The organism is Anaerovibrio lipolyticus LB2005 (assembly GCF_000621545.1).
In the GTDB taxonomy this organism is placed as follows: domain Bacteria; phylum Bacillota; class Negativicutes; order Selenomonadales; family Selenomonadaceae; genus Anaerovibrio; species Anaerovibrio lipolyticus_A.
On record NZ_JHYA01000004.1, the window covers coordinates 1 to 14,626 of the forward strand.

Sequence of the window (14,626 nt, forward strand, 5' to 3'; positions counted from 1 at the left end):
CATCTGAAGGGCAGGTTGCCTACGCGTTACTCACCCGTTTGCCACTAGGCTAGGAAGAGCAAGCTCCTCTTCGCCCCGTTCGACTTGCATGTGTTAAGCACGCCGCCAGCGTTCGTCCTGAGCCAGGATCAAACTCTCCAAAAAATTATTTTGAAGAACCTGAATGGCTCTTAAAGTTTCTAGAATTACCTTTTAATAAAGGAATTTCATAGTTTTGCACAAACTATTATGTATGTTTACTGTTTATATAAACAGTACCATCATCTGGCTTGAATCATGTGTGCATGATTCTTGTTGCATTGTTTAGTTTTCAAAGAACACTCTGCTTCCTCAGAAGCATTTGCTTCGTGAGTCAGCTTCTATATAATATCTCAAAGAAGCTATTATGTCAAGCATCTTTTTGAATTATTTTTGTTGTCAAATTTCATACTAAAATGAATTGCAGTGACAACGTTGATAATATTACTACCATTTCAAGATATTGTCAATATAAAATATTAATTTTTCGTTTTATTTAATAAAATTAGGACACCGATTTAAAACCGATGTCCTTGATTTTTACAATATCATTCTATCCCTTATATACTCTTGGCACTCTAGGACTAAGCATACATGGAAGCTCGTAATTAATGGTTCCCAGCCAACTAGCTACTTCGTCCATGGTAAGGTCATCAGAGCCATACAATACAACTGTATCCCCTTCCTTTATACCCTTTATTTCCGTTAAATCTACCATACACTGGTCCATGCAAATTCGCCCTGCTATCGGAGCCCTCTTGCCCTTATACTCCACTTCTGCCTTACCACTGAGCATTCTGGTATATCCATCGGCATACCCAACTGGCAATGTTCCAATTAAGCTTTTGCGTTCAGCTGTCCAGGTACAGCCATAGCTTACAGAATCACCCGCTTCCAGTTCCTTCAAAAAAGCCACCTTGGCACACAGTTTCATCAATGGCTTTAATTCAATACTTCTATTTACTTCCTCAGAGGGCCATAGACCATATAAAATAATTCCGGCACGAACCATATCAAAATGGGTTTCCGGCATCTCTAAAATGGCTGCAGAATTAGCAATATGCTTTAATTCGATATTAATTCCTGCTGCTTCTACCTGATCAATAGCCCTTTTAAAGCTATCAAGCTGCTTATAGGAATAGGTTTTGTCTTCATTGTCTGCCAAAGCAAAATGGGAGAACATTCCCTCCAGCTTTATACCTGGCAACGCTGCTATTTTTTTTGCCATTTCCCCTGCATCCTCTGGCTTAATTCCAATACGGTGCATCCCAGTATCAATTTTTAAATGTATCTTGGCTGTTTTGTTTCGTAATACGGCTTGTTCCGATATTGCTTTAGCCTGTTCATATTCAAAAACGGCCTGGGTTATATCGTAATCTACCAACATACCAGATGTATCCATAGGAGATGCCCCCAGAATAATGATTGGCGTAGTAAATCCTGCTTTACGCAAAGCAATAGCTTCGCTTAGAACTGCCACTGCCAAATAGGAGGCTCCCATCTCCACACATTTTCTCGCTATTGCCAACGCCCCATGACCATAAGCATCAGCCTTCACTACAGCACACCATTTAGTATTACCATTAATACAAGTTTTTATATTCTTTATATTGGACTCCAGAGCATTTAAATCTATTTCAGCCCATACTGCTCTCATTGGCATGTATTATCCCCCTCAAAAAAATATAGCCCACCAACAAGGGTAGGCTATATAGTGATGAAAAAATTACAGTTCTTCCTTTTTGATAACCTCTACGCCACCCATATAAGGAATCAATGCCTTTGGAATACGGATAGAACCATCCTCATTCTGATAATTCTCCAAAATAGCTGCAAAGGTACGTCCCACTGCAAGGCCGGAGCCATTCAGAGTATGGACAAACTCTGGCTTACTCTTGGCATCGCGACGGAACTTAATATTGGCACGACGGGCCTGGAAATCAAGACAATTGGAGCATGAAGATATTTCACGATAACAATTCTGAGCAGGCATCCAAACCTCCAAGTCGTAGGTCTTGGCAGAGGTAAAGCCCATATCACCAGTGCAAAGGAGAACAACATGATATGGAAGCTCAAGAATGCGCAATACATCCTCAGCATCATCAGTCATCTTCTCCAACTCATCCCAAGAGTCCTCTGGCTTACAGAACTTAATAAGCTCAACCTTGTTGAACTGATGCTGTCTGATAAGACCACGGGTATCACGTCCGGCACTGCCAGCCTCGGCTCTATAGCAAGCGGTATATGCACAATACTTCTCAGTAAGGGTGGAACCATCAAGGATTTCCTCGCGATGATAGTTGGTAGTTGGAACCTCTGCAGTTGGAACCATGTAATAGTCCAGCCCCTCCAGCTTAAACATATCCTCGGCAAACTTAGGAAGCTGACCAGTACCAATCATGCTATCTGTGTTTACAATGCATGGAGCCAGCATCTCCTTATAACCATGTTTGGTGGCATGCAGGTCCATCATAAAGTTTATAAGAGCGCGCTCCAAGCGGGCACCCAATCCCTTATAGAAGGTAAAACGAGCACCTGTAACCTTCGCGGCACGTTCAGCATCAATAATATCCAGATCAGCACCCAAATCCCAGTGAGCCTTTGGTTCAAAATCAAACTTAGTAGGCTCCATGAATTTTCTTACTTCAGGGTTATCGGTATCGTCAACACCATAAGGAACATCATCCTTTGGCATATTAGGAATATGCAGCATAATATCCTTAAGGCTTTCCTCCACAGTTTTCAACTGGGCATCCAGCTTGGAGATTTCTTCACCAACAGACTGCATTTCTGCTACTATGGAATCTGTATTTTCTCCTGCCTTCTTCATGGCACCAATCTGCTTGGATACAGTGTTACGCTTTGCCTTAAGGGTTTCTACCTCAGCCAGGATCTCACGACGGGTCTTCTCCAGGTCAGTGAATCCATCCAAAGACAAACTATTATTTCTCTTTTTCAGCATCTCCTTAACAGCTTCCAGATTCTCTCTGACAAATTTGATATCTAACACCTTAATGACCTCCATTATATCCAAAATATGTATAGGGAGCGAACTCCCATGATTTATCTCATCTTATTAATTCTACTATAAATTAAATGCTTTGTAAAAGAAGTTTAAATTCTTATTTCAAAATGTTTATGTGTATCATCATCCTTGTCATTGGCAGATGATTTAGCTGCATTTGCACTATGGGATTCTCTCTGGCTAAACTCAGCTTTATCTTTTTCTTTATTAGCTTCCTTAATATTTGTTGGCGTCACAGGTTCATGTTCTTTCTTCTTCAAATAGTTAAGCACGGTAAAACCAATAAATGCCGTCACAAATACCAACACAAAGGGCCATATACTTATCCCACCAAAGCTGGAATTATTGTTTATATGCAAGGCATCGTTGCCGGGATCCTTAGTTTCTGTTTGGAGGATCTTATCTGAGGGCATATCGCCTGTAAGTACAGCTTGAGGCTCCGGAAGCTGATCCCTTTCCTTTGTATTCACTTCCTTTTGCACCTTACCGTCTCCAGAAGTATTGGTATTATGTTGTTGATTTTGGTTCTGATTTTTATTGGTCTTGTCCTCGGGAGAGGAAATATTGATATGAATCCCAAAATCCTTGCCAGGTGCTTCCGCTCCTGTATTTGAATCATTATTATGCCCTACATCGCCACTGTCCTGTCCCTTAGGAGAAACTGGTGGTGTAGGTGGTGTTGGTGCAGTAGGTACTTTGATGGCCATAACCGATCCTTTCAACTGAAACCGTCAAAAATAAGAAAAGGCCTTTGACTATACCATCAAGGGCCTTCCATAATTATTTCACCTGTTCAGGATGACAACGCTTGCAAGGAGTATAGCCTTCAGCCTTTGCCTGCTTGTTGTTTTCCTCAGCTGTCTTTCCTTCATCAAAGATTATTGGCTGTAAAATTGTCTTTACCTTTGGGCAGCCTGGACGATGGTATACGCCGGTATAAGACTCTGCCACTCTTTCAATCTCAACCGTAGAAATGTTATTAAAATCATTTTCCAGGGAATCTGAATAAAGCTTATATCCCCCAATCAATAAAAGTACAATAATAACAAGTGCAATGCCTAATTTTGTGTATGCCTTTTTATCCATTTGGATTCCTCCTAATATATGCTTCCTTGATTATACCACTATCAACCCATTAAGTATATATCTATTAGGATTCATATTAAAGAAATACCCCTGCCCAAGGGAGGCAGGGGTAAAACTTTTTAGATAATTTTTCCTGTTATCGGATTATCAGATGATACCGAGAGCGCTGGATACTACATAGGCAGCAACACCACCGCAGAGTGGAGCAACTACTGGAACCCAAGCATAACCCCAGTTACTGTCACCCTTGTCAGGGATTGGAAGAATTGCATGAGCAATTCTTGGACCAAGGTCACGAGCAGCGTTCATTGCATAACCAGTGCAGCCGCCAAGGGAAAGACCAAGAGCCCAGATCAAGCAACCTACGAGATAAGGGCCAAAGCCAGGAGCAAGGCCGATGGAGCCCTGAACACCCTTGGAGAAGATGCACCAAATACCGAACATCAGGAAGAAGGTAGCGATAAACTCGCCGAGGAAACCAGTCATCTGGTTACCGCAAGCATTTGCAGTAGAGAATACACCAAGCTTGCTGCCTTCAGTCTCTGCCCAATGTGGGAGATATGCCAGGTAAACAATGATTGCACCGAGGATACCACCGAGAATCTGAACGATGGAAGTAGCAGCGAACTGATCCCAAGTGTAAACACCAGCCAAAGTCTTAGCGATAGTAACGGAAGGGTTGATATCTGCCTGAGGAGCACCGAGAGCAACGGAAGTGTAAACACCCATTACTACTGCGAAACACCATCCAGTAGTTGTGCAGATCCAGCCGCCACCGCGACCATAGCACTTGGCCAAAGTCATGTTTGCATTAACACCGCAACCAAATACCATCAGTACCATAGTACCGACGAACTCGCCTAACAAATTATCCATTTTTACATCCCTCTTTCATTAAAATAAATATGAATGAATACTATAATCCATATCTGACACCGGCACCCCTTACGAGCCGGTGCCAGATAATGAATCCACACTTAATCAGCAATTAAGCTGATACTTTGGAGTAAATATTACTCCTCATCCAGCCAATGCATGGAGTGCTTAACAGCCTTCTGCCAGCCCTTGTAGAGCTTGTCTGCCTCAGCCTTGTCCATTACAGGCTCGAAGCGAACATCAAGCTTCCAAGCGGACTTCAGGTCTTCCTTGTTTGCCCATACGCCTTCAGCAAGACCAGCAAGATAAGCTGCACCAAGTGCAGTAGTCTCGATGATCTGAGGACGATCAACAGGAACACCAAGGATATCAGCCTGGAACTGCATCATCAGATTGTTGGCAACAGCACCGCCATCAACCTTCAGGGAAGCCAACTTAATGTTGGAATCAGCTTCCATAGCACCCAGTACATCCTTAGTCTGATAAGCCAGGGACTCAAGAGTTGCACGAACGATATGAGCCTTGGTAGTACCACGGGTAATACCGATAATCATACCACGAGCATTCTGATCCCAGTATGGAGCACCAAGACCTACAAATGCAGGAACGAGGTATACACCAGCAGTGTCACGAACCTTCTTGGCAACCCACTCAGAATCTGGAGCGGAATCAACCATGCGAACACCATCACGGAGCCACTGAATAGCAGAACCTGCTACGAAGATGGAGCCCTCAAGAGCATACTCAACCTTGCCATCAAGACCCCAAGCGATGGTAGTAACCAGACCGTTCTTGGAATCATAGATATCAGTACCAGTGTTCATAAGCATGAAGCAGCCAGTACCATAGGTGTTCTTAGCCATACCTGGCTCGAAGCAGTTCTGGCCGAACAGTGCGGACTGCTGGTCACCTGCTGCACCGGATACAGGAACGGAAGCACCAAGGATGGATGGCTCAGTGAAGCCATAACGGCAAGAGGAAGGCTTAACCTCTGGCAGCATCTTAGCTGGAACCTTGAGGTAAGACAGGAGCTGCTCATCCCACTTCAGCTCTTTGATGTTGTACATCAAAGTACGGGAAGCGTTGGAATAGTCAGTAACATGTACTTTGCCACCAGTCAACTTCCAAATTAACCAAGTGTCAATAGTACCGAAGAGTAAGTCGCCTGCTTCTGCGCGAGCACGAGTGCCCTCAACATGCTCGAGAATCCAAGTAATCTTGGTACCAGAGAAGTAAGCATCAATGGTCAAGCCAGTCTTGTTCTTGAATTCCTCAGTCAGGCCCTTCTTCTTCAGATCCTCAGCGATGCTGGCAGTCTGACGGGACTGCCAAACAATTGCATTGTATACAGGACGGCCAGTGTTCTTGTCCCATACAACAGTGGTCTCACGCTGATTAGTGATACCAATGGCAGAAATGTCGTTAGCGGAAAGGCCACTCTCTTCCAGAGCTTCCTTCATAACGGTAGTCATTGTGCTCCAGATTTCATCAGCATCATGCTCAACCCAACCTGGCTGTGGGAAAATCTGAGTGAATTCCTTCTGGGAAACGCCTACAATCTTGGAGTTTTCATCAAAGATGATAGCTCTGTTACTAGTAGTACCTGCGTCTAACGCCATTACATACTTCTTTGCCATTTTAAAAATCCCCCTTAAAAATATAAAACTATTGCTAGATCAATGAGGCCTCTCTCAAACCTCATGATCCATATATGAAATGATTCAGGCGGCAAGGGGATTCAAAAGAATCCCCGATTATTATCTCCCTAAATAATAACTGCCCAAATCTTTTCACCAAATTTAGTGACTTACTGCTCGTAAGCCTTTGCCAGTACCTGAATTGGGTGAGTTGTCTTGGCATTTGTGCCATGCTTGATCTGCTCACGGCAAGTACCGCAATCGCAGACAACCTTATGAGCACCACTTGCATTAATCTTGTCAAACAGCTCAGAACCAATCTTCATGGAAGTCTCATAGTTTTCCTTATGGAAACCATAAGAACCGGACATACCGCAGCAGCCTGCATCAGCACTGTCGATATTTACTCCAATCTCCTTTAAGAGATCAACAGCTGGCATGCCCATACCCTGCGCACGCAGATGACATGGTGCATGATAGATGAACTTCTTGTCAGAAGAAACATGAACCTTCTTCAGCTCACCCTTCTCAGCAAGAATAGTAAGGAACTCGAATGCATCGTAAACGTTCTTTGCAGCCTGAGCCATTTCCTCCTGAGCAAAGAGCTCAGTGTACTCAGCCTTCAGCATCAAGGAGCAGGAAGTGCAGCATGCAATTACTGGAATATTCTTTGCAGCATACTCATTGATAATTGCAACATTATTGTCTGCATGGCTTCTTGCTTCATCCAGATAACCGCCTACAACCAATGGGGAACCACAGCACTTGAAGCGGTCATCCATCAATACCTTGTAGCCGTTAGCATTCATAACCTTAACGAAAGCAACGCCAACCTCTGGATCATTTACATCGATAAAGCAGCCAGGGAAGAACAGAACTTCCTTGGTAAGACCCTCAGGCTGCTTGATTTCTTTGTACAGCTCGCGGAAATACTTGGTAGCAAATCTTGGAGACTTACGCTGAGGTGCAATACCCATGGCACCCATCATGCCCATAGCTTCACCAATGGACATACCGATGTTTGCACAGGTTCTACCAAATGGAATGCTCTTAAGCATATCAGCCATCTGGAAGTTATGGCTCAGCATCTGGTCAGCCTGAGTATGCTTCTCAGGATGAGCCTTGTAATACTTAGCACGCTCCAGCATGTTAAGAGTTGCAACAGATACGCCGTTAGGGCAAGTAATGTCGCAGTTCTTACAGTTGGAACATAACTTTAAAGAATCCTCATAATCGCTCTCATCAGAGAAGTGCATACGGTTATGAGCAGGACCTACGAGTTTTGGTCCTCTATAGTCTGGATTAGCCTTGGTAACTGGGCACACTGCAATACAAGATGTGCAGGCAATACAATTATCGGCTGAATCTCTTGCTCTTTCTTCTAACTCCATAATATAATACCCCTTTCAATCAAGCCTTGGCTGCCTTATAAGCAGAAGCTAAAGCCACACCATTGCCGGAATGCTCAAAGCAGAAATCATAGCCACTGAGGTTACGGCCTGCAACATAAACGTTCTCGAGAACTACATTGCCGGACTCATTAACACCGCGGAGAGTTGCATCTACTCTTACGCCAGTCTTTGCGAAGGTCTGCTTCTTGTCGGAGAAGAGCTGCTTGTTAACCCAACGCTCCTCGACGCAGTCGCACTCAACAGGAAGACCGAATACAACTTCCTTAGCCTCACCAAAATCACGCATGGTGATACCACCGCTGTAGAAACCACCGGTAGCAACAATGAACTTGTCAGCATTGTAAGTCTGGAGACGAACCTCGCCACCAGCCTTAACAGCTACAGCCTTGCTGCCTTCGATAACAGCTTCTTCAGCCTTGGCATTCTCAATAACAGTGATACCCTTCTTCTTTAATGCACTCAGGAGTACATCACGGAGACGGAGACCATTTACAGAAGGTGGCATTGCAGTAGTCTCAACTACTGGGCAGCCTAACTCTGCAACAATTTTCTTATAAACTACATTGCCCTTCAGACCGAGAATCTGAGGAACAAGAATTACCTTGCCAGCGCCAGCGTTGCCCTTAACCTGGGAAACGAAATCAGCATAACCAGCTTCAGTATCCATCCAAGAAGCAACGTCCTTGGTGGTTAAGTCACGAGCACCCTGATAATGAGGATCTACAGTAACAACAGTGTACTTCTTGTCATTACCAAGCTCCTTTGCAAGGTTCTCTGCAACCATGTCTACATAATAATCCTTCAAGCCCTTAATGCCTACGAGAACGATCTCGGAAGCCTCAAAGCACTTGGAGCCCTGCATGGACTCTGGAACCAGGCAGGATGGCTTTAAAGTACCCACACCAGTAACAAGCCACTGCTGCTCATTGAGGGAACCTACATAAGGAAAGCCCTCAGCTGCAACCACATCCTGGAAGAACTTTACGGACTCTTCCAAAGCCTGGGTGCCAATCTTTTTATATGGATGCTCATCAGCAACTGCGCTAACAGCCTGAGCAGGGTTAGCTACAGCCTTGCCGGAGTCATCATAACCTAATACGTCGATAACGCCACTGTTAAGAGGGAAAGTACCCGCACCATAGGACAGCAGTGTTACCTTTTTGCCCTGGTCTGCGCTAACAAGAGCGGACATCAGGCCAGCAAAACCATTACCGATAACAACTACATCTGACTTGCTCATTAACGTCTACCCCCATTTACATTGAACAATACTTCATACATGCCTCTGGTCATTTCAGCCTCGCGGAGAGTCTTACCCGCCATAACAGGAGTAATACCCTTCCATCTAGCCTGCAGGAAGTTCTTCATATCGCTGAGGGAATCACCGCAACCCTCAAGCTTGTTCTTGAACAGCTTGTTTGCAATTGCAGCACTGCGGATTGCGCAGTAGTTACCCTGGCAAGTACCCATTCCAAGACGGGTTCTTCTTCTAACATCTGCTACACTATGGCTGGTAGGCTCCTGAGCAATACGCATAACCTCTGCCATAGTTACGTTCTCACACTCGCAGAGAACTTCGCGAGTCTCTGGGTTCTCCTTCAAGGTCTTAACAACCTCTGGGAACTTCTCAGTACCCAGACGGGTAGCAGCCAGATTTACGCCGTAGGATGGGAAGTACTGACGTGCAGCCTTCTTGTCAGCCTCGGAAACAGCCGGAACGAGATCCTCTTCTGCAGTACGGCACTTAGCAGTATTGCCAAGTTTTGGAGCCAAAACATCGCAGAACTTCTCAGCCATGAGACGGTAGGTAGTAAACTTACCACCGCAAATGGTCATCATACCCTTCAGACCATCTTCCTTCTCGTGGTCGAGAGTTACGAAGCCACGGGATGCATTACGGCCACCATCAGCTCCCTTAGGAACATACAGAGGACGGGAACCAGCGAATACACGGAGGATACGGTAGTCGCGCAGATGCTCGAATACGCCCTCACCAGTCTTCATGAGCTCCTCAACCTCATCCCAGGAAGTAGAAGTATCCTCAGGATCTGGGATAGTAATAGAAGAAGTACCAAGAATGGTAATGGAACCATGTGGTACGAAAATATCACCATTGGATGGCTTACGCAGACGGTTTACAACGCGGTTGGAAATTCTCTGGTTGAATGCAATCAGAGTACCCTTGGAAGGACTTACGGAGCAGTCCAAACCAGCCATCTGTGCCACCTTGCCAGCCCAAGGACCAGCAGCGTTTACCAGAATCTCGCACTCAATATCATATTCTTCTTTGGTAACATTGTCGCGAACGGTAATGCTCTTTACAGCACCGCTCTCAACATTAATCTTTATAAGTTCAGTATAAGTCTTGTAACGGCCACCATAACGTGCAGCAGACTGTACATTCTGCCAGGACATACGGAAACCATCGATGGCACCATCTGGAACCTCAAAAGCGCGAACCAGCTTGCGAGAAAGATTTGGCTCTAAGCTCCAAGCCTCTTCCTTGCTCAGCTCACGGGTCTTGATACCACTTTCAGCACAACCCTTTACCCAAGGATCTACGAAATCTGGATCATCACCCTCCACCTGTACGAACATACCGGAAATAGCCTCTACGCAAGACTTACCGATACGACGCAGAATGGTGTTTTCCTCGATACACTCTTTTGCTGCTTCCTGGTCTCTTACTGCATAGCGGGCACCACTGTGCAGAAGGCCATGATAGCGGGAGCTGGCACCATTAACCATATCAAGCTTCTCAATCAGCAGGGCATCAATGCCACGCATAGAGAGGTCACGCAGGATACCAACGCCTGTAGCTCCGCCGCCTACAACGACAACCGTAGCTTTGTCCTTTACCATAACAATCCCCCATTTTCATTAATACACATATAAGATTCGGGCACCCCCGAACCATTGAATTTTTGTACAATTGCACATCGATTCAAGTGTAATAGTCACAAAATTTCAATTACCTCGTACAGTTTATACCATAGTCCTTGATTTTGTCAATAAAAAAAGGACATTATAAGATAGCAATAAATAATAGTTGCAACGAAAATAAAGTATTTGTCAGACCAAATTCCCCTTAAAAATAGTAATGATTAGCCTTGAATTTGATAAATCTTGCTTATGCTAAATAGTTTTAAATAAAATACATAAGGTTATCCGGTTCTTTTTGTTTTTCTACATTATTTAGAATATCTTCCAAAGTAATTTCTTCCAAGCAGGATTTTACCGCATCATCAAGCTGTGAGAAAACTATTTCCTGCATGGCCTTGTCCAATAAAGGTTGCTTTTCTTCTACTGTAGAATCTGTTTTTTCAACCATGGCGATTTCAATAGCAGTCAACACATCATAAGCAGTTATACTATTTGGCTCCCGATTTAGAAAATATCCGCCCTGGGAACCCTTAATTGATATAACAAGTCCCGCTCGCTTCAACAAGGAAAAAACCTGCTCAAGATAAATTTTTGAAATGCCCATGGTCTCCGAAATGTGCAGCACGGTAATTGCCATTCCGTTTTTATAATTAGACGCCAAATATGACATGGCAGCAAGACCGTAACGACCCTTTGCAGAAATACGCATATAATCATCATCCTTCCTATTAATAATATACCAAATATATAATTTACTTCTCCGCAAAACTCATATTAATTATATATGTTTTCCATATTTTTTCAAATACCTATTGCTTTAGTAGGTATAATAAAGTATAATTCATAACTATAAAATATATTTGTATATTACCCACGCACTACATTAATCACGTACCTGGCTTAATATTATCCGTACTTTGCATTTACAATGAAAACAGGTATAATATTTTAGTGTATTATTAGATTTACAACTATACACATGGATTGAATATAGTATATATTTTTATCCATATAATAATGACAGGATGTGAGTAAGTTGATTGATTTATCTCATATTGAGAAAATCTATGACAGTGCCGCCGGTCCGGTTCATGCCCTAAAAGATATAAGCCTTCATATTAATAAAGGCGAGATTTATGGCATTATCGGCTTAAGTGGCGCCGGCAAGTCTACCCTGGTTCGCTGCATTAATCTTTTGGAGCGTCCTACCAAGGGAACAGTTACAATAGAAGGAAAAGATATCACTGCCATGAACAACAGTGAGCTTAGGGAAGCCCGCAAAGGAATTGGTATGATATTTCAGCATTTTAATTTGCTGTCAACTTCCACAGTATTTGATAATGTAGCATTTCCGTTACAGCTATCAAATACCCCAAAGGATAAAATAAATAGCCGTGTAACTGAACTGTTGGATATGGTGGGCCTTGCTGACAAGGCTGATCAGTATCCATCCCAGCTTTCTGGTGGTCAAAAGCAACGCGTTGGTATTGCCAGGGCACTGGCCAGCAATCCCCAGATTCTCCTCTGTGATGAAGCTACCTCTGCCCTTGACCCGCAAACCACAAAATCTATCCTACAATTAATTAAGGATATAAATAGGAAATTAAAGCTTACCGTGGTGGTAATCACACATGAAATGCAGGTTATCAAAGAGATCTGTGACAAGGTTGCAGTAATTGACAAGGGTGTGATTGCCGAGCAGGGGGATGTGCTGGATGTATTTATCACCCCTCAAAAGCCAATTACTAAGGAGTTCATCAGCGTATTGCTCAGCAACGAGCTGCCTGTTGACTTTAGACATATTGAGATTAAAGATGAGCCATTTGAAGACAGTATTCTTCTTATGAGACTTACCTTTATTGGCGAAACAGCCAATGATCCTATTATTTCATCATTGGTGAAGAAATATGATGTAAGTGCAGACCTGTTCTTTGGAAGCCTTGACGACATTAAGGGGGCTCCTTTTGGCAGACTTATCATAGGTCTGGATGGCAGTCAGAATGACATTCACGCTGCCATGGATTATCTTCGTGAACAAAAAGTAAAGATGGAGGTGATTGGTTATGTCAGCAGACATGCTTCCTCTCATCACTAAGGCTTTGGGCGAAACGGTTTACATGGTGGTTGTTTCCATGATTATTTCTTCCATTCTGGGCATTCCTTTAGGGGTTCTACTTCATACCACCTCCAAGGGACAAATTTTGGAATGTCTTCCTATTAATAGAGTTGTAGGCGCTATTGTAAACGCCATCCGCTCCATTCCCTTCATTATATTAATGGTAGCAATTATTCCGCTGACCCGCCTTATTGTGGGCAGTGCTATTGGTACAACAGCCGCCATGGTACCTTTGGTTCTGGCCTCTGTACCATTTATCGGCCGTCAGGTGGAAACCTCCCTTAGGGAAATACCATACGGTATAGTGGAAGCCGCCCAGTCCATGGGTGCTACTCCGCTGCAGATTATCCGCAAGGTTTTCCTGCCCGAGGCCATGCCAAATATCGTGGCACAGCTTACCACAGTTATCATCAGTCTCATAGGTGAATCTGCCATGGCCGGTGCCATAGGTGGCGGTGGTCTGGGTGATTTGGCAATCCGCTACGGTTATCAGCGTTTCCGTCCTGATATTATGATTGCCACCGTAATCGTCCTTATTATTATGGTTCAGATAGTGCAGTTTGCCGGCAACAAGCTGGCCAAGCATCTGGATAAGCGCTAAAACGGATGTGGCTCTCTTTATACTTTATAATGAGAGAAATATAAACACTGACTTTAAGGAGGTCTTTTAATGAAAAAGGTATTACTTATTTTATCAGCACTTGTATTTGCCATTGTGGCCCTGGCAGGCTGCGGGGCTGACAACAAGCAGGCATCCAACGACAGCAAAACACTGAAGGTTGGTGCAACTTCCGTTCCTCATGCTGAAATTCTTGAGCAGATTAAGGATGATCTGGCCAAGGACGGCATTAAGCTGGAAATTGTTGAGTACAGCGATTATGTACAGCCAAACCTGAATCTGAACGACAAGGAGCTGGACGCAAATTATTTCCAGCACATTCCTTATCTTGAGGATTTTGTAAAGCAGCACCCTGAGGTTAAGCTGGTAAGTGCCGGCGGTATCCACATTGAGCCAATGGGCGTATACTCCAAGAAGGTAAAGAGCCTTAAGGAGCTCAAGGATGGTGCCTCCATTTCTATTCCTAACGATCCTACCAATGGTGGCCGTGCTTTAGCCCTCCTTGCCAAGGCTGGTGTTATCACCCTTAAGGATGGCGTAGGTGTAACCGCTACTATTCAGGATATTACTTCCAACCCTAAGAACATTAAGTTCCAGGAGCTGGAGCCAGCACAGGTGCCTCGTACCTTGGATGATGTTGATGCAGCTGTTATCAACAGCAACTTTGCAATGCAGGTTCAGCTGAACCCAGTTAAGGACAACATCTTCATCGAGGATTCCACCTCTCCTTATGTAAACATCGTTGCAGTTCGTACCGGTGACGAAAACCGCCCTGAGATTCAGGCTCTCATGAAGGCCCTGAAGTCCGAGAAGGTTAAGAAGTTCATCGCTGAAAAGTACAACGGTGCTGTAGTAGCCGCATTCTAATTGAAAATGTAAACAAGGCCGCCAGCTCAAGGGATAACTCCCAAGGGCCAGCGGCCTTTATTTATGCTTTAGGTTTAAATGAAGTAT

The 14,626-nt window shown here is 44.0% G+C and carries 13 protein-coding genes and 1 rRNA gene; 3 read left to right on the plus strand and 11 right to left on the minus strand.

The window, feature by feature from the left end:
* From T355_RS0104385 to T355_RS0104435, 11 genes are all read right to left on the minus strand, one after another.
* A 16S ribosomal RNA gene (locus T355_RS0104385) occupies positions 1-144 on the minus strand; the annotation flags it as partial.
* Positions 145-571: 427 nt separating this feature from the next.
* Positions 572-1,681, minus strand: coding sequence for an alanine racemase (gene alr / locus T355_RS0104390; RefSeq protein ID WP_027396688.1), 1,110 nt, complete (start codon positions 1,679-1,681; stop codon positions 572-574).
* 63 nt (positions 1,682-1,744) lie between these two features.
* Positions 1,745-3,028: a serine--tRNA ligase gene (gene serS / locus T355_RS0104395; RefSeq protein ID WP_027396689.1), complete on the minus strand. Its 1,284-nt coding sequence runs from the start codon at positions 3,026-3,028 to the stop codon at positions 1,745-1,747.
* 104 nt (positions 3,029-3,132) lie between these two features.
* Complete coding sequence (locus T355_RS0104400) at positions 3,133-3,750, minus strand: hypothetical protein (RefSeq protein ID WP_027396690.1); 618 nt, start codon at positions 3,748-3,750, stop codon at positions 3,133-3,135.
* Positions 3,751-3,823: 73 nt separating this feature from the next.
* Complete coding sequence (locus T355_RS0104405; protein ID WP_027396691.1) at positions 3,824-4,129, minus strand: Ada metal-binding domain-containing protein; 306 nt, start codon at positions 4,127-4,129, stop codon at positions 3,824-3,826.
* Positions 4,130-4,276: 147 nt separating this feature from the next.
* Complete coding sequence (locus T355_RS0104410) at positions 4,277-5,005, minus strand: MIP/aquaporin family protein (protein WP_027396692.1); 729 nt, start codon at positions 5,003-5,005, stop codon at positions 4,277-4,279.
* A gap of 137 nt (positions 5,006-5,142) precedes the next feature.
* A complete protein-coding gene (glpK, locus tag T355_RS0104415) occupies positions 5,143-6,642 on the minus strand; it encodes a glycerol kinase GlpK (RefSeq protein WP_027396693.1) in 1,500 nt (499 codons plus the stop codon).
* 170 nt (positions 6,643-6,812) lie between these two features.
* On the minus strand, positions 6,813-8,033 hold the full coding sequence (locus T355_RS0104420; RefSeq protein ID WP_037329852.1) for an anaerobic glycerol-3-phosphate dehydrogenase subunit C: 1,221 nt from the start codon (positions 8,031-8,033) through the stop codon (positions 6,813-6,815).
* 19 nt (positions 8,034-8,052) lie between these two features.
* Positions 8,053-9,294 carry an anaerobic glycerol-3-phosphate dehydrogenase subunit GlpB gene (glpB, locus tag T355_RS0104425; RefSeq protein WP_027396695.1) on the minus strand — a complete coding sequence of 414 codons (1,242 nt, stop codon included), beginning with the start codon at positions 9,292-9,294 and terminating at the stop codon, positions 8,053-8,055.
* Complete coding sequence (glpA, locus tag T355_RS0104430) at positions 9,294-10,916, minus strand: anaerobic glycerol-3-phosphate dehydrogenase subunit GlpA (protein WP_027396696.1); 1,623 nt, start codon at positions 10,914-10,916, stop codon at positions 9,294-9,296. The genes glpB and glpA overlap by 1 nt, the downstream gene beginning before the upstream one ends.
* Before the next feature lie 283 nt (positions 10,917-11,199).
* Positions 11,200-11,646 (minus strand): RrF2 family transcriptional regulator, encoded by a 447-nt coding sequence (locus T355_RS0104435; protein ID WP_027396697.1) that lies wholly within the window; start codon positions 11,644-11,646, stop codon positions 11,200-11,202.
* 327 nt (positions 11,647-11,973) lie between these two features.
* Here T355_RS0104435 and T355_RS0104440 point away from each other — a divergent pair, with 327 nt between their 5' ends.
* The 3 genes from T355_RS0104440 (at position 11,974) to T355_RS0104450 (ending at position 14,539) form a co-directional block, all read left to right on the plus strand.
* The gene (locus T355_RS0104440) at positions 11,974-13,032 is read left to right on the plus strand and encodes a methionine ABC transporter ATP-binding protein (RefSeq protein WP_027396698.1); all 1,059 of its coding nucleotides are present in this window, start codon (positions 11,974-11,976) and stop codon (positions 13,030-13,032) included.
* Complete coding sequence (locus T355_RS0104445) at positions 13,001-13,654, plus strand: methionine ABC transporter permease (protein ID WP_027396699.1); 654 nt, start codon at positions 13,001-13,003, stop codon at positions 13,652-13,654. The genes T355_RS0104440 and T355_RS0104445 overlap by 32 nt, the downstream gene beginning before the upstream one ends.
* A 69-nt stretch (positions 13,655-13,723) precedes the next feature.
* The gene (locus tag T355_RS0104450; RefSeq protein ID WP_027396700.1) at positions 13,724-14,539 is read left to right on the plus strand and encodes a MetQ/NlpA family ABC transporter substrate-binding protein; all 816 of its coding nucleotides are present in this window, start codon (positions 13,724-13,726) and stop codon (positions 14,537-14,539) included.
* Positions 14,540-14,626 lie beyond the last annotated feature (87 nt).